At 75.2% G+C, this 19,806-nt stretch carries 17 protein-coding genes; 11 read left to right on the top strand and 6 right to left on the bottom strand.

What is annotated here, in order from left to right:
- Positions 1 to 74: 74 nt before the first annotated feature.
- Both serA and ACFVS0_RS09090 read right to left on the bottom strand, forming a co-directional pair.
- Entirely contained in the window at positions 75 to 1,313 is a 1,239-nt protein-coding gene (serA, locus tag ACFVS0_RS09095; protein ID WP_430563426.1) for a phosphoglycerate dehydrogenase, read from the bottom strand.
- A gap of 69 nt (positions 1,314 to 1,382) precedes the next feature.
- On the bottom strand, positions 1,383 to 3,692 hold the full coding sequence (locus tag ACFVS0_RS09090; protein WP_430587767.1) for a HelD family protein: 2,310 nt from the start codon (positions 3,690 to 3,692) through the stop codon (positions 1,383 to 1,385).
- Between the two features lie 169 nt (positions 3,693 to 3,861).
- On the opposite strand from ACFVS0_RS09090, the gene ACFVS0_RS09085 reads away from it, so the two are divergent.
- The 5 genes from ACFVS0_RS09085 to ACFVS0_RS09065 all read left to right on the top strand — a co-directional run bounded on the left by ACFVS0_RS09085 (position 3,862) and on the right by ACFVS0_RS09065 (position 8,508).
- The gene (locus ACFVS0_RS09085; protein ID WP_430552300.1) at positions 3,862 to 5,301 is read left to right on the top strand and encodes a PP2C family protein-serine/threonine phosphatase; all 1,440 of its coding nucleotides are present in this window, start codon (positions 3,862 to 3,864) and stop codon (positions 5,299 to 5,301) included.
- Entirely contained in the window at positions 5,298 to 6,509 is a 1,212-nt protein-coding gene (locus ACFVS0_RS09080; protein ID WP_430563424.1) for an ATP-binding protein, read from the top strand. Before ACFVS0_RS09085 ends, ACFVS0_RS09080 begins: the two co-directional genes overlap by 4 nt.
- Before the next feature lie 90 nt (positions 6,510 to 6,599).
- Positions 6,600 to 7,040, top strand: a complete 441-nt coding sequence (locus ACFVS0_RS09075) for a response regulator (RefSeq protein WP_430552298.1) — start codon at positions 6,600 to 6,602, stop codon at positions 7,038 to 7,040.
- Positions 7,041 to 7,142: 102 nt separating this feature from the next.
- Entirely contained in the window at positions 7,143 to 8,081 is a 939-nt protein-coding gene (locus ACFVS0_RS09070) for a proteasome assembly chaperone family protein (protein WP_430552297.1), read from the top strand.
- Positions 8,082 to 8,304: 223 nt separating this feature from the next.
- Positions 8,305 to 8,508, top strand: a complete 204-nt coding sequence (locus ACFVS0_RS09065; RefSeq protein ID WP_430552296.1) for a cold-shock protein — start codon at positions 8,305 to 8,307, stop codon at positions 8,506 to 8,508.
- A gap of 122 nt (positions 8,509 to 8,630) precedes the next feature.
- On the opposite strand, the gene ACFVS0_RS09060 is transcribed toward ACFVS0_RS09065, so the two are convergent.
- A complete protein-coding gene (locus ACFVS0_RS09060) occupies positions 8,631 to 9,437 on the bottom strand; it encodes a spermidine synthase (RefSeq protein ID WP_430587766.1) in 807 nt (268 codons plus the stop codon).
- A 314-nt stretch (positions 9,438 to 9,751) separates the two neighbouring features.
- On the opposite strand from ACFVS0_RS09060, the gene ACFVS0_RS09055 reads away from it, so the two are divergent.
- From ACFVS0_RS09055 to ACFVS0_RS09045, 3 genes are read left to right on the top strand one after another with little or no spacing between them, the layout of a single operon-like run.
- The gene (locus ACFVS0_RS09055; RefSeq protein WP_430552294.1) at positions 9,752 to 10,147 is read left to right on the top strand and encodes an SAV_6107 family HEPN domain-containing protein; all 396 of its coding nucleotides are present in this window, start codon (positions 9,752 to 9,754) and stop codon (positions 10,145 to 10,147) included.
- Entirely contained in the window at positions 10,144 to 11,421 is a 1,278-nt protein-coding gene (locus ACFVS0_RS09050) for a DNA polymerase IV (RefSeq protein WP_430552293.1), read from the top strand. The genes ACFVS0_RS09055 and ACFVS0_RS09050 overlap by 4 nt, the downstream gene beginning before the upstream one ends.
- A 38-nt stretch (positions 11,422 to 11,459) precedes the next feature.
- Positions 11,460 to 11,888 carry a DUF3040 domain-containing protein gene (locus tag ACFVS0_RS09045; RefSeq protein ID WP_430552292.1) on the top strand — a complete coding sequence of 143 codons (429 nt, stop codon included), beginning with the start codon at positions 11,460 to 11,462 and terminating at the stop codon, positions 11,886 to 11,888.
- Positions 11,889 to 12,023: 135 nt separating this feature from the next.
- On the opposite strand, the gene ACFVS0_RS09040 is transcribed toward ACFVS0_RS09045, so the two are convergent.
- Genes ACFVS0_RS09040 through ACFVS0_RS09030 form a run of 3 tightly spaced genes read right to left on the bottom strand, consistent with a single transcriptional unit; the run spans position 12,024 to position 16,803 of the window.
- The gene (locus tag ACFVS0_RS09040; RefSeq protein ID WP_430587765.1) at positions 12,024 to 14,258 is read right to left on the bottom strand and encodes a transglutaminaseTgpA domain-containing protein; all 2,235 of its coding nucleotides are present in this window, start codon (positions 14,256 to 14,258) and stop codon (positions 12,024 to 12,026) included.
- Entirely contained in the window at positions 14,255 to 15,682 is a 1,428-nt protein-coding gene (locus ACFVS0_RS09035) for a DUF58 domain-containing protein (protein WP_430587764.1), read from the bottom strand. Before ACFVS0_RS09035 ends, ACFVS0_RS09040 begins: the two co-directional genes overlap by 4 nt.
- Before the next feature lie 8 nt (positions 15,683 to 15,690).
- Positions 15,691 to 16,803, bottom strand: coding sequence for an AAA family ATPase (locus ACFVS0_RS09030; RefSeq protein ID WP_430552289.1), 1,113 nt, complete (start codon positions 16,801 to 16,803; stop codon positions 15,691 to 15,693).
- A gap of 393 nt (positions 16,804 to 17,196) precedes the next feature.
- Between ACFVS0_RS09030 and mraZ the strand changes: the two genes are divergently transcribed.
- The 3 genes from mraZ (at position 17,197) to ACFVS0_RS09015 (ending at position 19,433) form a co-directional block, all read left to right on the top strand.
- Positions 17,197 to 17,631 (top strand): division/cell wall cluster transcriptional repressor MraZ, encoded by a 435-nt coding sequence (mraZ, locus tag ACFVS0_RS09025; RefSeq protein WP_429762671.1) that lies wholly within the window; start codon positions 17,197 to 17,199, stop codon positions 17,629 to 17,631.
- A gap of 306 nt (positions 17,632 to 17,937) precedes the next feature.
- Entirely contained in the window at positions 17,938 to 19,005 is a 1,068-nt protein-coding gene (rsmH, locus tag ACFVS0_RS09020; protein ID WP_430587763.1) for a 16S rRNA (cytosine(1402)-N(4))-methyltransferase RsmH, read from the top strand.
- Complete coding sequence (locus tag ACFVS0_RS09015) at positions 19,002 to 19,433, top strand: hypothetical protein (RefSeq protein ID WP_430552287.1); 432 nt, start codon at positions 19,002 to 19,004, stop codon at positions 19,431 to 19,433. The genes rsmH and ACFVS0_RS09015 overlap by 4 nt, the downstream gene beginning before the upstream one ends.
- Positions 19,434 to 19,806 lie beyond the last annotated feature (373 nt).

The raw sequence follows: 19,806 nt of genomic DNA, 5'->3' as shown, positions 1-19,806 counted from the left end.
AAAGAGGCGGGAGTCCCCCCCTCTCCCCTTTGTCCCCCCCTTCCCCGCTTCGTCGGCGCGGTCGCCGTGCCGCGTCAGCCTGCCGCGGGACCGGGCGGGAACTCGGGCCGCTCGAACGCGTCGCGGATGCGCAGGCGGATGGTCGAGTCCATGGCCTGCAGCTTGGCCGACGCGCCACGCTGCGTGACGTCCGAGATGTCGGTCACCACGTAGCCGATCTCACCGCGGGTGGCGAGCATCTGCGCCTCGATGTTGGCGCCGTGGTCGGCGAAGACCTGGTTCACGCGGGCGAGGACACCGGGCACGTTGCGGTGCAGCAGCATGATGCGGCCGACTCCCGTGTGCGCGAGCTGGAGGTTCGGGAGGTTCACCGACAGGGTCGTGGACCCGGTCGACATGAAGTCCCGCAGCTTCTTGGACACGAACTCGCCGATCGCCTCCTGGGCCTCCTCCGTCGAGCCTCCGACGTGCGGGGTGAGGATGACGTTCGGCAGCCCGCGCAGCGGCGACGTGAAGCCGTCGCCGCGCTTCTTCGGCTCGGTCGGGAAGACGTCGACGGCCGCGCCGCCGAGGTGGCCGGAGAGGATGTGCTCCCGCAGCGCCTCGACGTCCACGACGAAGCCGCGCGACAGGTTGAGGAAGACCGCACCGGGCTTCATGCCGGCGAACAGGTCCGCCCCGAAGAGGCCGGCGTTCCCCGGCCGACCGTCCACGTGGATCGTCACCGCGTCGGCCTCGGCGAGCAGCTCCTCGATCGTCTCGACGCGGTGCGCGTTGCCGAGGGCGAGCTTCTCGGCGGTGTCGTAGAAGACGACCCGCATGCCGAGGTTCTCGGCGAGCACCGACAGCTGGGAGCCGATGTTCCCGTAGCCGATGATGCCCAGCGTCCGGCCCCGCACCTCGTGCGAGCCCTCCGCCGTCTTGTCCCAGACGCCGTCGTGCAGCGCCTTGTCGCGCACCGTGAGGCGGCGCGTCAGGGCGATGATCTCCGAGATCGCGAGCTCGACGACGGAGCGCGTGTTCGAGTACGGCGCGTTGAACACGGCGACGCCGTGGGCGGCGGCGGCGTCGAGGTCGATCTGGTTGGTGCCGATGGAGAAGGTGCCGACGGCCTGCAGGCCGGGGACGCTCTGGAGGACCTTGCGGGTCACGGTGGTCTTGGACCGGATGCCGAGGATCTGGAAGTCCTGGAGGGACTCGATCAGCTCGGACTCGTCGAGCGCGCCGGGGCGCGTGACGACCTCGATACCCGCATCACGAAGATTCTGGGCAGCGACGGGGTGGACGTTCTCGAGAAGGAGGGCTCGCAGCACGAGGCCATGGTGCGCCGTGCGGGCCCGCGCCCACAAACGCGTCTCACCGTTGCGGCGTCACGTCCGGTGTCACGCGGCGGCGAGCTCCACGATGCCGGTGGGCAGGGCCCGCTCGTGCACGACGACGAGGCGCTGGGTGGGGCGGGTCATCGCGACGTACAGGTCCGACGCCCCGCCAGGCCCCTCGGTCACGGCCGCCGGCTCGACGAGCACGACGGCGTCGAACTCCAGCCCCTTGGCCGCGCGCGGGTCGAGCACGCTCACCTGGGCGTCCTCCGGTCGCTGGGCGAGCAGTCGCGCCCCCTCGTCCGCCCCGAGCGCGTCCGGCAGGACGGACTCGACGGCGACCCGGAGCGCCTCGACCTGGTCGGCGGCGGCCACCACGGCCACGCGGCCCGCGCCGTCGGCCCCGACGAAGCTGGCCGCGAGGGAGGCCACCTGGTCCACGACCTCCTGCACCAGCACCGGGCGCGCCGGTCCCGACGGGGTGACGGGGGTGAGCTCCAGCGCGTCGTCGACCTGGCGGGCGGCGGTGAGCGGCGAGACGGGGAGCGCGGCCTCGGCGGCCATCCGCTGCGCGGCGTCCGCGACCGCGGCCGGGGTGCGGTAGGAGACGGTCAGCTCCTCGAGCCGCCAGGAGTCGCCGAGCACCGGGTCGAGCGCGCGGGCCCACGACCGGGCGCCGGCGGGCGACGACGTCTGCGCGACGTCGCCGACGATCGTCATCGAGCGCGTGGGCACGCGGCGCACCAGCATCCGCCACGCCATGGGCGACAGCTCCTGCGCCTCGTCGACGACCACGTGGCCGTACGTCCAGGTGCGGTCCTCCGCGGCGCGCTCCGCCGTCGTCAGCCGCGGCCCCGTGGACTCGAACCGGGAGGCCAGCGTCTCGGCGTCCACCAGCCCGCCGCCCGCGCCGGTGGACTCGAGCACGGACCGGGCGTACTCCAGCTCCGCGGCGCGCTCGGCGGCGCGTGCCCGGGCCTCCGCGCGGGCGATCGAGCCGTCCTCGCCGAGCAGCTCGGCGGCCTCGTCGAGCAGGGGCACGTCGGCCTCGGTCCAGGGCGCGTCCGGGTCGCGACGCAGCGCCGCTCGCTCGCTCGCGGACAGCTCGGGGGCGGCCTCCGCCAGCCGGTGCGGCTTGGCGAAGAGGTCGGCGAGCAGCTTCTCCGGGCTGATCGGGAACCAGGCCAGGTTGAGCGCGACCCGCACGTCCCGGTGGGAGCGCAGGTCCTCGGTGACCATCGCGACGTCCTCGGGAGCGAGCTCGGTGTCGGCCGCGGCGCGGTACTGGTCCACGAGGCGGGCGAGCATGTCGCGGACGAAGGCGGCGCGGGCCTCGTTGTGGGGCTTGTGCGCGCGACGGGCGCGGCCGATCGCGTCGCGCACGTCCCGGCGGCGCACGACGAGGTCGTACCCCTCGAGACGGAAGCGGACGTCCCGCTCCGGGACGCGCTCGCGGGCGCGCACGGCGCGGCGCACGACGTCCCGCCACAGCAGGCGGCCCTTGATCGCGGTGGCCGCGGGGGTGTCCGCCACGTCCGCCCGGATCCCGGGAAGCAGCTCGCCCACCGTGGTCGCGACGACCCCCGTCTCGCCCAGCGAGGGCAGCACCTGGTCGATGTACCGCAGAAAGGCGCGGCTCGGCCCCACGAGCAGGACGCCGCTGCGCTCGAGCACGCGCCGGTGCGCGTACAGGAGGTAGGCGGCGCGGTGCAGGGCGACGGCGGTCTTGCCGGTGCCGGGTCCCCCCTGCACGACGAGCGCGCCGGCGAGGTCGGCGCGGATGATCCGGTCCTGCTCGGACTGGATCGTCGCGACGATGTCGGTCATGCGGCCCGTGCGGCGCGCGGCCAGCGAGGCGAGGAGGGCTCCCTCGCCGGACAGGGTCGACGCGGCGAGGGAGCCGTCGGCGCCCTCGGCCCCGTCCGCCAGGGCGTCGAGGTCGAGCACCTCGTCCTCGAGCCCGGTGACCGTGCGTCCCGTCGTCACCAGGTGCCGACGACGGCGGACGCCGGCCGGGTGGAGGGCCGTGGCCCGGTAGAACGGCGTCGCGGCGGGTGCCCTCCAGTCCGTGAGCAGAGACCGGTGCTCGGCGTCCGCGAGACCGAGGCGCCCCACGTACCGGGTGTCGCCGTCGTCGAGGTCGAGGCGACCGAACGCGAGCCGGTCCTCGACGGCGTCCAGCTGCGCCACCCGGTCCTCGTAGAGGGTGGCGAAGGCGTCCCGCTCGCTCCGGTTCTGCGGCGACCCCGACGGTCCTGAGCGCCGGACCTCCGCGAGCCGGTCGCGCGTCGCGCGTCGCAGCTCGTCCAGTCGGGCGTAGAGGCCGTCGACGACCCCCTGCTCGCGTGCCAGCTCGTCCTGCCTGCCTGCCACGCATCCTCCCAGCGTCCTTCGGGCCGCGCTCTCACGACGGCGCGGTCCCGGCGGCGGACCATCATTGCAGATGCCGGGAGCACCCGGGGGCACCGTCCGGCGCCGGGCGGCGACGCGCCGGGCTCCCGGCACCTGCCCGGAGCGGGGGGCCGGGGCTAGGATCAGGCCCATGAGCAGCGGCGACGTCCTGCGAGCCGGGTCCGACGGACCCGCCGAGGACGCGGCCGCCACCGTTCTTCTCGTGGAGGACGACGACGGGGACGCGCTGCTCGTCACGGAGCTGCTCGAGGACGCCGAGGTCACGGTCGTGCTGCGTCGGGCCCGGTCCGTGGCGGAGGCGGTGGACGCCCTCTCACGGCCCGGCGGGACCCCGGGGGTCGACTGCGTCCTGCTCGACCTCGGGCTGCCGGACGCCGTCGGGCTGACGGCGGTGTCGCGGCTGCGCGAGGTCGCCGAGCGCGTGCACGACGTCCCCGCGCTCGTGGTGCTCACGGGCCTGACCGGCGGCGACCAGGGGCTGCAGGCGGTGGCCGCGGGGGCCGACGACTACCTCGTCAAGGGCGAGACGGACTCCGGGCTGCTCGGCCGGTCGCTGCGCTACGCGCTCCAGCGGCGCCGGTCCGCGGCCCAGCAGCGCGCGCTGTACCGCAGCGCGGTGCGGGCGGAGGAGACCGCGCGGCTCGAGCGCGCCCTGCTGCCCAAGCCTCTCGTGGGCGACGAGCGCATCTCCGTGATGGTCGGCTACCTGCCGGGCGGCGGGGGCCTGCTCGGAGGCGACTTCTTCGACACCGTGGAACGGCCCGACGGCTCCGTGCTGTCCGTCGTGGGCGACGTCGCCGGCCACGGCCCCGACGAGGCGGCGCTCGGGGCGACCCTGCGCACCGCCTGGCGCACCCTCGTCCTCACCGGGACGCCGCCCGAGCACGTCCTCGAGCACCTGGAGCGCGTGCTGCTGACCGAGCGGGCCCGGCCGGAGGTCTTCGTCACGCTGTGCCAGGTGGTGGTCGCCCCGGACCGTTCCGGGATCGACCTCTACCTGGCGGGCCACCTGCCGCCGCTGCTCATCACCGGGCCGGTGGGAGACCTGCGCTGCGAGCTGCTGCCGCCCACCGGCAGGGGCCGGGCGCTCGGCGTCCCCGTCGACGGCGGGTGGGAACCGCGGCGGATCGGCCTCGACGGGCCGTTCGCCCTCATGCTCTACACCGACGGGCTCGTGGAGGCGGAGGTGCGCCTCGGTGCACCCGGCCCCGACCCGACGAGCGGCCGGCCGGCAGGCACGGTGATCGACCCGGAGCTGGACGGGCTCGGCCGGGACGCCCTCGGTCTCGCCGAGCTGCACGGGGAACGGCCCGCGCGCGTGGGCCCGCTGCGGGCGCGGGTGCCCCGGCTCGGGCAGTCCGGGCTGCACGACCTGGTGCGCGAGGACCTCGAGCGGCACGGCATCGTCGGCGTGGTCGAGCGGGTGCTGCGCAACGTGCGCGCGCTGCACGGCGGCCCGCTCACCGACGACGCGGCGCTGCTCGTCGTCGGGTGGACCGGGCACGACACGCCGTACCTGGGGGAGCGGTCCTCGACCCTCGCTGATTCGGCCGAGTGGGCGCGCCCGTGAGGCGCGAACGCCCGCTGCACGACGTCGTCCTGCGGCTGCTGCTCATCGTCGGCGCGGTGCTGCTGCTCGCGCTCGCCGTCGCGCTCGTCGCGATCCAGCGCTCGCTGGTGCTGCTGCGGGTGGGCGCGGGCGACGAGGCCATGGACGCGGCCCACGCGTGGAACCTCACCCTGCTGGTCGTGGTGATCGTGCTCGTGCTGCTCGTGGTCGTCATGGGTCTGTTCATGTGGCGCGCCCTGCAGCGCGGCGTGACCCGTCCCCTGGCACGGCTCGCCGACTCGGTGCGCGCCGCCAGCACGGGCGAGCACGAGCACGAGATCCAGGTGGAGGGCACCGGCGAGGTCGCGGCGCTCGCGGCCGACGTCGAGCACATGCGCCGCGAGCTGGTGCAGCAGGTGGCGGAGGTGCGCGCGTCGCACGCCGAGACCGAGCGCACCCACGCCCAGCTCGCGGAGCAGGCGCGCGAGCTGGCCCGCTCCAACCAGGAGCTGGAGCGCTCGAACCGCGACCTCGAGCAGTTCGCCTACGTGGCCTCGCACGACCTGCAGGAGCCGCTGCGCAAGGTGGCGAGCTTCACCCAGCTGCTCCAGAAGCGCTACGGCGAGCAGCTGGACGAGCGGGCCGACCAGTACATCGCCTTCGCCGTCGACGGCGCGCGCCGCATGCAGCGGCTCATCCAGGACCTGCTGAGCTTCTCGCGGGTCGGGCGCTCGGGCAGCGAGCCCGAGGACGTCGACCTCGAGCGGGCGCTCGAGCAGGTGCGGCACGACCAGGAGGGCCGGATCCTCGAGGCGGGTGCGGAGATCACGCACGACCCGCTGCCGGTCGTGCGCGGGGAGAAGGCGCTGCTGACGATGCTGCTGGCGAACGTCGTGGGGAACGCCGTGAAGTTCCGGGACCCCGAGCGCCCGCCGCGCGTGCACCTGTCGGCGCGGCGGGTCACGGGGCCGGAGCCCGGCTGGGAGCTGTCCTGCACCGACAACGGGATCGGCATCGACCCCCAGTACGCCGAGCGCGTCTTCGTCATCTTCCAGCGGCTGCACCCCAAGGACGTCTACTCGGGCACCGGCATCGGGCTCTCGCTGGTCAAGCGCGTGGTCGAGCACCACGGCGGGCGCGTCTGGCTGGAGCCCGCGCCGAGCGGCGGGACGTCGGTGCGATGGACCCTGCCGGACCGCGACGAGGCGTCGGACGGCATCGTCGGTTAGGCTCGGTAGACGTCGCTGACCTGCGACGATGCTGCAGACGGAACGGCAGGGGCGCGCCCCGACCGGGCGTTCGACGACGAGGGAGCGGGCATGACGGACCAGCAGACGGGGATCGAGGTCCTGCTCGTCGAGGACGACCCGGGCGACGTGCTCATGACCCGCGAGGCGTTCGAGGAGCACAAGGTCGCCAACCGGTTGTCCGTGGTGGCGGACGGCGTGAGCGCGATGGCCTTCCTGCGCAAGGAGGGCGAGCACGCCCAGGCGCCGACGCCGGACCTCATCCTGCTGGACCTCAACCTGCCGCGCATGGACGGCCGCGAGGTGCTCGCGGCGGTCAAGGCCGACGAGCGGCTGAAGCACATCCCCGTCGTCGTGCTCACGACGTCCGAGGCGGAGGAGGACGTGCTGCGGTCCTACTCGCTGCACGCGAACGCCTACGTGACGAAGCCCGTGGACTTCGACCGGTTCATCCAGGTGGTCCGACAGATCGACGACTTCTTCGTCACCGTGGTGCGGCTGCCCCACCACTGATCGGGGCCGGCGGGGCGCGGGAAGGATCCGGGGCGCGGCACGGTTGTCACTCCTGCGGGCGCGAGCCCGCCGGCACGAGCCGGAGAACCGAGGAGGAGACCCTTGCTGGACCCGCAGAGCATCTACGAGGTCGACGAGGCCGCCGTTGCGCGCGTCCTGCCCCACCAGGGGCCCGACGCGGCGCCGACCGGTACCGGACCCGTGCTGCTGCACGCGCTCGACGGTTTCGTCGACGCGGGCTCCGCGGGGGAGATCGCCGTGGAGCACGTCACCGAGGAGCTGACGACCACGCGCCTGGTGACCTTCGACGTCGACCAGCTCCTCGACTACCGCTCGAAGCGGGTCGGGATGACGTTCGACGCCGACCGGTGGTCCGCCTACGACGAGCCCTACCTCGCGATCGACCACGTCGCCGACCGCGAGGGCACCGGCTTCCTGCTGCTGCACGGCTCGGAGCCCGACCTGCAGTGGGAGCGGGTCGTGGCGGCCGTGAAGGGACTGGCCGAGCGCTTCGAGGTCTCCCTGACGGTCGGCTTCCACGGGATCCCCATGGGGGTGCCGCACACGCGGCCGCTGTCGCTCACGGCGCACGGCACGCGTCCGGGCCTGGTCGAGGACTACACCTCGTTCTTCGGCACCGTGCGGGTGCCCGGCTCGCTCGCCGCGCTCCTGGAGTACCGCCTCGGCGAGGCGGGGCACGACGCGATCGGCTTCACCGTGCACGTGCCGCACTACCTCGCGCAGTCCCGCTACGCGCCGGCGGCGGTCGTCGCGCTGCGGCACGTGGAGCGCGCCACGGGCCTGGACCTCGCGACGGGCCTGCTCGCGGAGGCCGCGGCGGACGCGACGATCGAGGTCGAGAAGCAGGTGGGGGAGTCGGGCGAGGTCAAGGCCGTCGTCAAGGCGCTCGAGGAGCAGTACGACGCCTTCACGAGGTCGGTGGGGCGGCCGAGCCTCCTCGCCGAGCAGGCCCCCCTGCCCACGGCCGACGAGCTCGGCGCCGAGTTCGAGCGCTTCCTGGCCCAGCAGGACGACGACTGACCCGGACGCCCCCGGGTGCCGCTCGTCCGCGGTGCGCACTCCGCCCGTCCCGAATGGCCGATGCGCGGCTTCCGCGGCTTATCCGTGGCACGTCGGTGTGGTCCGTGCCACACTGACCGCGTTGCAGAGGCGCTCCTTCGCACGAACCGGCGGTGCGGCCTGCAGCGACGGGTGGCCGCCCGGCCCGCTCGTGCCCGTTGTGACGGAAGGTCGAAGGATCAGCATGGCGCAAGGTTCTGTGAAGTGGTTCAACTCGGAGAAGGGCTTCGGCTTCATCGCGCAGGACGACGGCGGCGCCGACGTCTTCGTGCACTACTCCGCGATCCAGACGCAGGGATACCGCACCCTCGACGAGGCCCAGCGGGTCGAGTTCGAGATCACCCAGGGCCCCAAGGGGCCGCAGGCGGAGCAGGTCGTGCCGCTCTGAGCACCCGGCTCGCCTGACGACGGCCGCGTCCCCGGGAGGGGCGCGGCCGTCGTCGTGCCGGGCGCGACCGGTGCTCGCCAGGTGCTCGCCCTGTCGCCCGAACAGTGCTCGACCGGCGGACGTCAGGCCCCGGCGAACCTCGTGAGCTCGTCACCGACGAGGAGGCGGGTCGGGACGGGCAGGCTGCGCAGCCGTCGCGCGAGGCCGGCGTCGTGCAGGTCCACCTCGTCCGTGGGCGAGGTCTCCGCGTCGTCGGGCACGTCCCGCACCGCGACGAGCACCACGTTGCCGTACCGGCGGCCCTTGAGGACGGCGTGCTCCGCGACGACCCCGAGCCGGCCGTCGGCAGCCGCGCCCGGTCCGAACGCGACGGCGAGCGTGGCGGTCTCCCGGCGCGCGAGCGACAACGGCGGGCGGTCCGCGCAGTTCGCGAGCAGGACGCCGCCGGGGCGCAGCACCCGGTGCGCGGCCGCGGCGAACGCGTCGTCGGCCAGGTGGTCGGGCGTGCGGTCGCCCGCGAAGACGTCGCGCACGACGACGTCGAACGAGCCCGGCGCCAGCGACGCGAGGGCGTGGCCGGCGTCGTCGGCCCGCAGCCGGAGCCGGGGCGAGCGCGGCAGCGCGAACCAGGACCGCACGAGCTCGAGGAGGCGGGCGTCGACGTCGACGCCCAGCTGGCGCGAGTCCGGTCGCTCGTGCTCGACGTGCCGCGCGAGGGCGCATCCCGCCGCCCCGAGGTGCAGCACCCGCAGCGGGCCGTCGGGCAGCCCCGCCAGCACGGCGGCCATCTGCTGCATGTACTCGAAGGCGAGGAAGCCGGGGTCGGCCAGGTCGAGGGCGGAGCTCGGCACGCCGTTGACGTGCAGCGTCACGCGGTCGGGGTGGTCCGGGTCGCGCTCGACGCGTGCCGTGCCGGTGTCGATCGGCACCTCCTCGTCGGGGAGTGTCGGTGCGTCGGAGGATGCTGGGTGGCGTCGACCGGACCGGCGCTCGGGGCGCGATCCACCTCGGGAGGAGCGGGACATGCGACCAGTCTCCCCGCTCCGGAGGGTGGGGAGGGCCCGGGCCGGCGGTTGACAGGTTCGAACAGGTGTTCGACACTGGACGGGCGCGGGGAACCGCGGAGCACGGGAGGTGCAGGATGTCGGCTCGCACGAGATCTGCCGGTGCGACGGGCGGTCGTGGTCAGGCCGGCCGAGCAGGTCATGGCGGTGCGGGCGCGGCGCTGCCCCCGAGCCCCGAGGTGACCCGGCTGCTCGACCGCTCCGACGCGGAGCTCGCGGCGGCCGCGACGGCGACGGACCCGGCCGAGCGCTTCGTGCACGCCCACCTCGCGGCGCTGCGTGCGGCCGCCGCCGTCGTCGCGCTGCGCGGCCGCCCGTCGGCCCGGAGCCGGGCGCGTTCGGTCTGGGACATGCTGGCGCTCGTGGAGCCCGACCTCGCCGCGTGGTCGGGCTACTTCGCCTCCGGGGCCCGTGTCCGGGCGGCGGTCGAGGCGGGGCTCGAGCCCGACGTCGACGCCCGGCGGGCGGCCGAGCTCGTGGCGTGCGCGGAGGACTTCCGGGACGAGGTCGGCCTCCTGGTCGACCCGCGCGCCGGGTTCGCGCGGCCGCTCGCCCTCACGCCGGCGGCGTCGTGAGCCGCGGCCCACGGGCAGCGGGGGCGTTCCGGGACTGGGGCAGCGACGAGTCCGGCACCTCCGTGCTGCACGTCGACATGGACGCCTTCTTCGCGTCCTGCGAGCTCGCCCGCCGCCCCGAGCTGCGCGGTCGTCCCGTCATCGTCGGGGGGCGGGAACGGGGCGTGGTGCTCGCGGCGACCTACGAGGCCCGGGCCTTCGGGGTGCGCTCCGCGATGTCGATGGCCGCGGGGCTGCGCCTGTGCCCGCAGGCCGTCGTGGTGCCGCCCGACCACACGCTGTACCACGAGGTGTCCGAGTCGGTGATGGCGATCCTTGCCACGATCACCCCGTTGGTCGAGCGTGTCTCGGTCGACGAGGCCTTCCTGGACGTGAGCGGGGCCCGGCGCCGGCTGGGCGCGCCCACGGCGATCGGGGCGCGGCTGCGCGAGCAGGTCCGGGCCGAGCACGGGATCACCTGCTCCGTCGGGGTCGCGCGCAACAAGTTCGTGGCCAAGCTGGCGTCCACCCACGCGAAGCCGGACGGGATGATGCTCGTGCCGGCGGACGCGACCGTGCCCTTCCTGCGGACTCTGCCGGTCGGTGCGCTCTGGGGGGTGGGTGAGAAGACGGAGGCCGCCCTGGCGCGCTGGGGCATCACGACCGTGGCCCAGCTCGCCGACACCGACGTGCCGACGCTGCAGGCGGCGGTCGGGTCGGTCTCCGGGGCGCACCTGCACGACCTCGCGTGGGGGCGCGACCCGAGGCCGGTCGTCCCGGGGCACGAGGAGCGCAGCGTCGGGGCCGAGACGACGTTCGAGCGTGACCTGTGGGACCTCCGCGCGGTGGAGCAGCGTGTCCTCGAGCTCGCGGACCGGGTCGCGGCCCGGCTGCGGCACCAGGGCGTGGTCGCGCGGACGGTGTCGATCAAGGTCCGCACCAGCGACTTCCGGACCCTGACCCGGTCCCGCACCCTCGACGGCCCCACGGACGTGGCGCGCGCGATCTTCCTGGTCGCGCGCGAGCTGCTGGGTGCGGCGGACCTCCGCGGTCTGCCCGTGCGCCTGGTCGGCGTCCGCGGTGAGAACCTGCAGGTCAGGTCCGGTCTCGCCGAGCAGGTGACCCTCGACGAGGCCGTGGATCCGCGTCAGGAGGCGCGTCGGGAGGCCGAGCTGGCGCTGGACGCCGTACGCGAGCGGTTCGGGCGATCCGCGATCAGCCTCGGTGCGGCGCCGGGCCGTCGCCGAGGTTCACCCCCGCCGACTACCATGCCGGGCGGCTCAGGCATATCCTGAGGGCGTTACCGTTCCACCGCGAGACCCGGGGGGACTCGATGCCACTGTCCGAGTACGAGCAGCGAGTGCTGGAGCAGATGGAGCGCGCGCTGAGCAGCGACGATCCCCGTCTGGCCAACACCCTGCAGCAGGCGCGCCGCCGGTCGCCCCTGCGCTATGTCCTGGCCGGCGTAGGAGTCGTCGCAGGGTTGCTGCTGCTCGTGGTCGGTGCCGCGACGTCGCAGGCCTGGGTCGGAGTCGCCGGCTTCGTGCTGATGTTCGCCGGGGTGGCGTACGCGTTCGCCGCTCCCCGCAAGAAGGGCCCGACGGGAGTCGTCCGGCCGGACGGGACCATCGACCCCCAGACCAACCCCGATCGCTCGCGCCCCGGGCAGACGGCGACCCGTCCCAGCACGGCCGCCAAGAAGGAGGGGTTCCTCGCGCGGCTGGAGGAGCGCTGGGAGCGCCGACGGGACCAGGGCCGCTGAGGTCCGGAGCGTCACGCTCGACCGAGCCCGCCCCGCTCTTCCCGAGCGGGGCGGGCTCGTGCGTTCACACCGTGGGCCACCCGCGCGACACGCCCCGCCCGCGACCCCCACGCGCCCCCGGCGCGGCCGCAGCGGTCAGCGCGTCGACAGGGTCTCGCCGAGCCCGGAGGTCACCGCCGTCGCGAGCCGTTCGAGCTCGTCGGGCTCGGGTGGCACGGACTCTCTCGCGTACCGGCTCGCCTCGGCCGCCCGCGCGAGCGCGCCGAGGTCCTCGCGCACCTCGGGGCTGAGCTCGCGGCCGGTCCGGGTGGTCACGGCGGACGCGATGGCGTCCGGGGCACGGCGCAGCGTCGTGGCGGGCGGCAGCCGGACGCCCTCGGCGGCGAGCGCGGCGAGCACCTGCTGCCAGGCGAGCTCGGGGTCGAGCTCCAGCGAGGCGCGCCGCCGCCTGGCCAGGAGCAGCACGAGGCCGCCCACCAGGACGACGACGAGGCTGCCTGCCGTGATCCACACCCATCCGGGGAGACCGGTGTCGACGACGGGCGTGACCCCGGCGGCGGTCGAGGCCGAGGGCGTCGCCTCGTCGTCGGTCGAGGTGCTCCCCGCCGAGGGCTGCCGCTCGCGGAGGTCGTTCGACGTGGGCACCGCGGCCGGGTCGCCCTGGACGCGCGGCATCGTGTACGCGGGCGGGCTCCCGGTCTGCTGGGCGGGCGTCGGCTCGAAACGCACCCAACCCGTGCCGGGGAAGTAGATCTCCGGCCAGGCGTGCGAGTCCTGGCCCGTGATCTGCCAGGTGGTCTCGCCGGTGCGGTCGCCGGGCAGGTACCCGACCGCCAGGCGCGCGGGGATGCCGAGCGACCGCGCCATGACCACCATGGTCGTCGCGAACTGGATGCAGTAGCCCGTGCGGTGCTGCAGGAAGTCCCAGACCGGGTCTCCCGTGCCGCCGCGGGGGATGGTCGTCGAGTAGGTGAAGCGGGTGGGGTCGCGCAGCCAGCGCTGGAGGGCGACCGCCTGGTCGTAGGCGGTGTCGGCCTCGCCCACGGCTTCGCGCGCGGCGGCCTCGACGTCTCCCGCGTGCGCCGTGTCGGGGACCTGGGTGTAGACCTCGTCGAGGTCGGCCGCGGGTGCCTCCCGGAGGGCGGCGGGGTCGAGGTCCCGCTCGTGCACGGTGAGGGTGTAGGAGTCGCCCGCCGCCGTCAGCCCACCGACCACCTCGTCCCGGGCGGGGTCGTAGCCCCACCCGCCGCCGTCCGTGGCCACCTGGCGAGGGTCGATGCTGATGGGCAGCTTGTCGTCGCGGAGCTCGCCGACGTCGAGGGCGACGCTGCGGACGTCGCCGCCCGACGGCGGGTCGTCGGGCCACAGGACGTCGCGTTCGGCGAACTCGCGGCCGCCGCGCTCGTCGCCGCGCTGCCACCGGCGCCCGTCGAAGGCCGTGGCGGTGTAGCTGCGCAGCGGACCGACGTCCGCCTCGGAGCCGGTGTCGTAGGACAGCACGACGGAGCGGGACCGTTCGGTCAGGCTCCGCAGGATGTCGAGGTCCTCGGCGAGGCGGATGGTGTCGCCCGTGGTCGTGAAGGTGCGGTACCAGCCCGCGGGTCCGCCGGGGAGCGCGGCGGACGCGGTTCCGACGAGGCCGGCGACGACGGCGAGGACGACGGCGCCGGCGGTCGTCGCGACGGCGCGGGACCGCTCGGCGCGCCGCACCGGCGCGGGCGTGCGCTCGGCCCGTCTCGTCCGCGCGACCAGGGGACCGTCGAGGGTGAGGAGCAGCAGCAGGGCCGTGACGGTCACGACGAACACGCCCCACGGCACTCGTCCCGTGAGCACGAGCGGCGGGGCCCAGAGGGCGAGGAGCGGCAGGCCGACCGCCGCGGGGCGGCGCAGCGCGCCCGCCAGCGCGTCGGCGAGCAGGAGCACGAGCAGCGTGCCGCCGACGGTGAGCAGCCCCATGGGGACGCTCCCCGTCACGGGGGCGACCTCCGACCGGGCGATCTCACCGGCCTCGCCGAGCCGGGCCACGACGCGTGCCACGTGCTCCGGGGTGACCAGGAAGGTGGGATCGGCGGTGGGGCCGCCGTACCGCGCGAGGACGAACCAGGCGGCCACGACGCCGCCCAGCACGCTGGGCCATGCGGAGCCCGACTCCTTGGTGCGCAGCCCCCGGGCGCGGGCCCGTCGCTCGATCACCACCCGGGAGGTGACCGTCGTCGCGCTGACGAGGACGATGCCGAGGAGGGCCGCGCGCGTCCAGCCGCCCGGGAGCACGATGCTCGAGAGCGAGAGCATCGACGCGGCGACCGCCACGGCGACCAGGACCCCGGAGGCGACGGTGCGGGCCGTCGGGCCCGCGTGGGCGGGGATCATGCCGCCCCCTCGGCGAGGAGCGCCCAGGCGCGGTCGGGCGCCGTGCCCGGGGGGCAGGTGGCCACGCGCCAGCCGGCGGCGCGCAGCGCGCCGACCGTGACTCCCGCCGTGACTCCCGCCATGCCTCCCGCCGGCGTCGGACCCGCGCCCGGGGCGTCGGCCGGCGCCACGACGAGCGCCCAGCAGATGCCCTCGACGCCGAGCTCGGCCATCTCGCGCAGCGCGGTCTCCGCCTGGGGGCCCAGCACGGCGACGACGATCTCCTCCTGCGAGCGCGAGGCCCGCAGGGCGCGGACCGTCTGCAGGACGGCGCGCTCGGCGTCGGCGGACCCGCGGTGCCCGCGCAGGTCGACGGTCCCGTCCAGGATCGTCGCGCGGCCGGTGCGTGCGCCCGCCGCGAAGGGCACGGGCGCGGGGCCGGAACCGGTGGGCACCAGCCGCGCGGGGTGGCCCGCGTCGAGGAACGAGGTGGCGACCGAGGCGGCCAGCTCGACGGCGAGCTCGCCCTCCGCGTGCGTGCGGGAGCCGCGGGCGGACGGCCAGACGCCGGTGCGCGGATCGACGGGCGGCGGCAGCAGCGACCGGTCGAACAGCACGGTCACGGGCCGCACGCCGGCGCTCTCGTCCGCCCGGACCATGAGCCGGCCCTGGCGCGCCGAGCCCGCCCAGTGCACCCGGCGAGGGTCGTCGCCGGAGACGTACTCGCGCAGGACGGAGTCGTCCGTGGACGCCAGCCGTGCGCCGGTGGCCGCCCGCTCGACGTCGCCGAGCACCCGCGTGCGCGTGGGCAGCCCGACGGTGCGGGGCCACACGGCGACCCGGGTCGGGGCGCCGAGCGGCTGCGTCGTGCGGACCAGCCCGAAGACGTCGGTGCGCGTGGTGAGCAGGGGGCCGAGGGCCCAACGGCCCCGGCGGGACGGGGTGAGCGCGTAGGAGACCGCGATGCGGTCCGCGTGCGCCGTCACCCGGGCGCGGATGCCGTGCGGCCCCGCCAGCTCGTGCGCGGCCTGCTCCGACAGCCGCAGCCGGGCCAGCCGCTCGTAGGCCGCGCCCGTGCGCGCGCGGGCTCCGACGACCAGGCGCACCGCTGCGGTCTGGTCCCGCACGACGGGGTTCGGCGTGAGCTCGCGCGTGACCACGAGCGCCCCGCGGCCGGCGTCGAGGCGTTGCACCCCCATCAGCACCCAGGAGAGGAGGACGGCCAGCACGGCCGCGGCGCCGAGGCCCACGACGTCGGGCAGGTCGAGCAGGGTGCCGACGGTCGCGAGCACCAGGCCCGCGACGAGCAGGGCCAGACCGCGGCGGGTGGGCCGGACGCGGACGACCCGCCGCAGCGCCGGGTGCCGGGTGTCGTGCGGGCCGCCCTTCCCGGCCCTGCGCTCGGTGGTGGCCGGGACCGCGCCGGGCTCGTCGTCGCCGGACATGGTCGGTCCTACCGGCCGCGTTCGCGGGAGGGCCGCGCGAACGACCCCGCGGGCGGGGCGACCGCGACGCGGACGCCGGGCACGGCGGTGCGCTGCACGATCTCCTCGATGACGTCCTCGGGCGTCACGCCGCCGAGCCGCGCCTCCGTGCTGAGGATGAGGCGGTGGGCCAGGACCGCGACGGCGAGGGACTGCACGTCGTCGGGCAGCACGTGCTCGCGGCCCGCCATGGCGGCCGCGGCCTTGGCGGCGCGCAGCAGCTGGAGCGAGGCCCGCGGCGACGCGCCGAGCCGGACCCCCTCGTGCTGCCGCGTCGCGCCCACGAGGTCGAGCACGTACTGCTTGACGGGTCCCGCGGCGTAGACGGCGCGTACCGCACGGGCGTACCGCACCATGTCGGCGCCGGTGGTGACGGGGGACAGGTGGTCCAGGGGATCGGCGGACTCCTGGCGGTCGAGCATCTGCAGCTCGGCGTCCGTGTCCGGGTAGCCGACGGTGAGCCGGGCCATGAACCGGTCGCGCTGCGCCTCGGGCAGCGGGTACGTGCCCTCCATCTCCACCGGGTTCTGCGTCGCGACGACGAGGAACGGCCGCGGCAGCGTGTGCGTGGTGCCGTCGATCGTCGTCTGGCCCTCCTCCATGCACTCGAGGAGCGCGGACTGCGTCTTGGGCGAGGCGCGGTTGATCTCGTCGCCGATCACCACGTTGTTGAACACCGGTCCGGGCCGGAACTCGAAGTCGTGCGTGGCCGTGCGGAAGATGTTCACGCCGGTGAGGTCGCTCGGGAGCAGGTCGGGGGTGAACTGGATGCGGCCCACGCGGCAGTCGATGCTGCGGGCGAGGGCCTTCGCGAGCGTCGTCTTGCCGACGCCGGGGACGTCCTCGATCAGGAGGTGACCCTCGGCGAGCAGGACGGCGACGGTCACCTCGGCGAGGCCGGGCCGGCCCGAGACCACGGAGTCGACCGCCTCCCGCACCCGCGTGGTGGCGGCGACGAGCTCGTCGAGATCCCTGGCCAGGGCGTCGAGGTCGGCCCCCGTCGAGGGGGTGGCGCCGTCCCTGCGGTCCTCCGTCTCCGTGCGTGCGCCGGCGAGCGTGGGGGAGACGGGTTCTGGGTGCACGGGTGACCTCCGGTTCACGTGCTCGTGACGGTTCTCGCAGCCTAGTGGAATCGGGGCCGGACGTGACGACGATCACCCGCTCCACCTCCCTCCACGACGCCCCCCGCGGGCGGTGGGCGCGTGCCCGCGGCGCCTGCCTGACCCGGAGGTGCGCCTCGTGCGACACGCGTCGGAGGGCTCCTGCTCCACCGCCCTCCACCGGCGCCCCGTTCCCGCCCGACGCCCTGACCTGCGGCGATGTGTGGGGACTGTGGGGGGAGGGGGTGAGATGGGGAGAACTGCCCATCGTTGGCCGCGCCCGGTGGAGGAAAGTGGAGTAGCGTGGAGGCTGCGGGAGCGCGAGGGGAGGTGCGAGCCGTGGCAGGTCTGGAGGACACGTTTCCGGGAGCCGGGCTGCTGCTCGGCACCTACACCCCCAAGCTCGACGAGAAGGGCCGGCTCATCCTCCCCGCGAAGTTTCGCGCCCGACTCGCTCCCGGCCTCGTCATGACGAGGGGACAGGAGCGCTGCCTCTTCCTCCTCCCGATGGACGAGTTCGGCCGCATGTACGAGCAGGTGCGGCAGGCCCCCGTGACCAGCCGACAGGCGCGCGACTACCTGCGCGTGTTCCTGTCGGGTGCCAGCGACGAGCTGCCGGACAAGCAGGGGCGGGTCGTCATCCCGGCCGCCCTGCGCGCGTACGCCGGCCTCGACCGGGACGTCGCCGTGATCGGCGCCGGCACCCGCGTGGAGGTCTGGGACCGCACCACCTGGGAGACCTACCTGGCCGAGCAGGAGTCGTCGTACTCCGAGACGTCCGAGCAGATCTTCCCGGACCTGCAGTTCTGAACCAGCGGCACCGACGGACGACCAGCACCGATGGACGACCGGCACCACCCACAACCGCACAGCAGACGAGCAGCAGCAGGGCCCCGCACGACGAGGCCTCCTCCCGCGAGGGTCTGGCGCACTTCCCCGGCGCCAGAACGGCGCGGAGGGAGACCTGGCCGGGGGGGGGCCCGCCGACCACGTGGACCGAGCGCGTGGACCGAGCACGTGGACCGAGCACGTGGACCGAGCACGTGGACCGAGCACGTGGACCGAGCACGACACGAGCAGGACGAGCACGAGACGAGCACGAGAGGAGAGGCACCGATGAGCACACCGGACGACGCGCGATCCGCGGGCGACCGCCACCTGCCCGTGCTGCTGCAGCGGTGCGTCGACCTCCTCGCTCCGGCGCTCACCGAGCCCGGGAGCGTGCTGGTCGACTGCACGCTGGGCATGGGCGGGCACACCGAGGCGGTGCTCGAGCAGGTTCCGACCGCCCGCGTGGTGGGGATCGACCGCGACACCCAGGCGCTGCGCCTCGCCGGCGAGCGGCTGGCCCGCTTCGGCGAGCGGTTCACCCCGGTGCACGCGGTCTACGACGAGATCGGTGAGGTCGTCGCGGAGCTCGAGCTGGACGGCGTGCAGGGCGTCCTCATGGACCTGGGGGTCTCGTCGCTGCAGCTCGACGAGGCGGGCCGGGGCTTCGCGTACGCCCAGGACGCGCCGCTCGACATGCGCATGGACCAGACCCGGGGTGCGACCGCGGCCGACGTCCTCAACACCTACGACGAGCGTGCCCTCGCCCGGGTGCTGCGCGAGTACGGCGAGGAGCGGTTCGCGCCGCGCATCGCCAGGGCGATCGTGCGGCGCCGCGAGGAGCGGCCGTGGGAGCGGACGGGCGAGCTCGCCGACCTGGTGCGCGCGTCCATCCCCGCCGCCGCGCGGCGCACGGGAGGCAACCCGTCGAAGCGGACGTTCCAGGCGCTGCGGATCGAGGTGAACGGCGAGCTCGAGGTGCTCGAGCGCGCCGTGCCCGCCGCGATCGAGGCGCTGGCCACGGGCGGGCGGATCGTCGTCGAGTCCTACCAGTCGCTGGAGGACCGGATCGTCAAGCGGGCCATCTCCCGCGGGACGACGTCGAGCGCCCCGGCCGGCCTGCCCGTCGAGCCGGAGACGCACAAGCCCTACCTCGAGGCACTGACGCGGGGCGCGGAGGAGGCGGACGAGGCCGAGCTCGAGCGCAACCCGCGGGCGGCGTCGGTCCGCCTGCGGGCCGCCCGGCGCGTCCGTCCCACCCCCGACCACATGCGCTCGGCGGCGCCCGCCCGCCAGTCCACCCGCCACGCCACCCAGCAGCCTGCCCGCAAGCACACCAAGGAGGACCGCCGATGAGCGCCCTGCGTGCCCCCGCCACCCCCGGGACCCGTCCCGCCGCGGCGCCGCGTCGTGCCCCGCTCACCTCGCTGCCGGGTGGTGCCGCGGACCGCGGGCGCCGCCTCGACGCGGTCCGTGCGCCGCTCCAGGCGACGTCGGGCGTCCCGTTCCTCGTGCTGTGCGCGGTGATCCTCGTCGGCGCGCTCCTCGCGGCGCTGCTGCTCAACACGTCGATGGCGCGCGGCTCGTACGAGGCGTCGCGGCTCCAGGCCCAGGTCGGTCAGGTGGCGCAGGACGTCCAGACCCAGCAGGAGAAGCTGCGGGCCGCGGAGGCGTCGCTGGCGGAGCGCGCCACGAAGCTCGGCATGGTCCCGGCCGAGGACCCGACGATGATCAGCGTCGAGAAGCGCGCGAAGGTCGGGATCGGCGACACGGAGACGCCGTGACCGGGCGGACGCCGCCGGCGCGCGGCGGTGCACGGAGCGGCGGCGCGGGTGCGGGCTCGGGAGGCCGCTCGGCCGGCGGGCGCGCGACACGCCCGGGTCCGGCCCGCACGACCCGGACCCCGTCCCCGCAGACTCGAGGGGTGAGCACCTCCCGCACCACGAACGGCTCGACGCCGCGCTCCACCCCACGGTCGAACCCACGGTCGACCCCACGATCGACCCCACGATCGACCCCACGGTCGACGCCGAGCTCGTCGGGCCGTGGCACCACGCCCCGGTCCGGCTCGGGGCGTGGAGCCACAGCGGTCCGCCCTCCGGGCCGGACGCCCGTCTCTTCTCCCCCTCTCCCAGCCCCCAAGAAATGTCCATATCT

This window comes from Isoptericola sp. NPDC058082, assembly GCF_042885055.1.
GTDB lineage: Bacteria > Actinomycetota > Actinomycetes > Actinomycetales > Cellulomonadaceae > Isoptericola.
The sequence above is the reverse complement of the archived record's forward strand: the minus strand, read 5'-3'. Positions and strand labels throughout refer to the sequence as shown.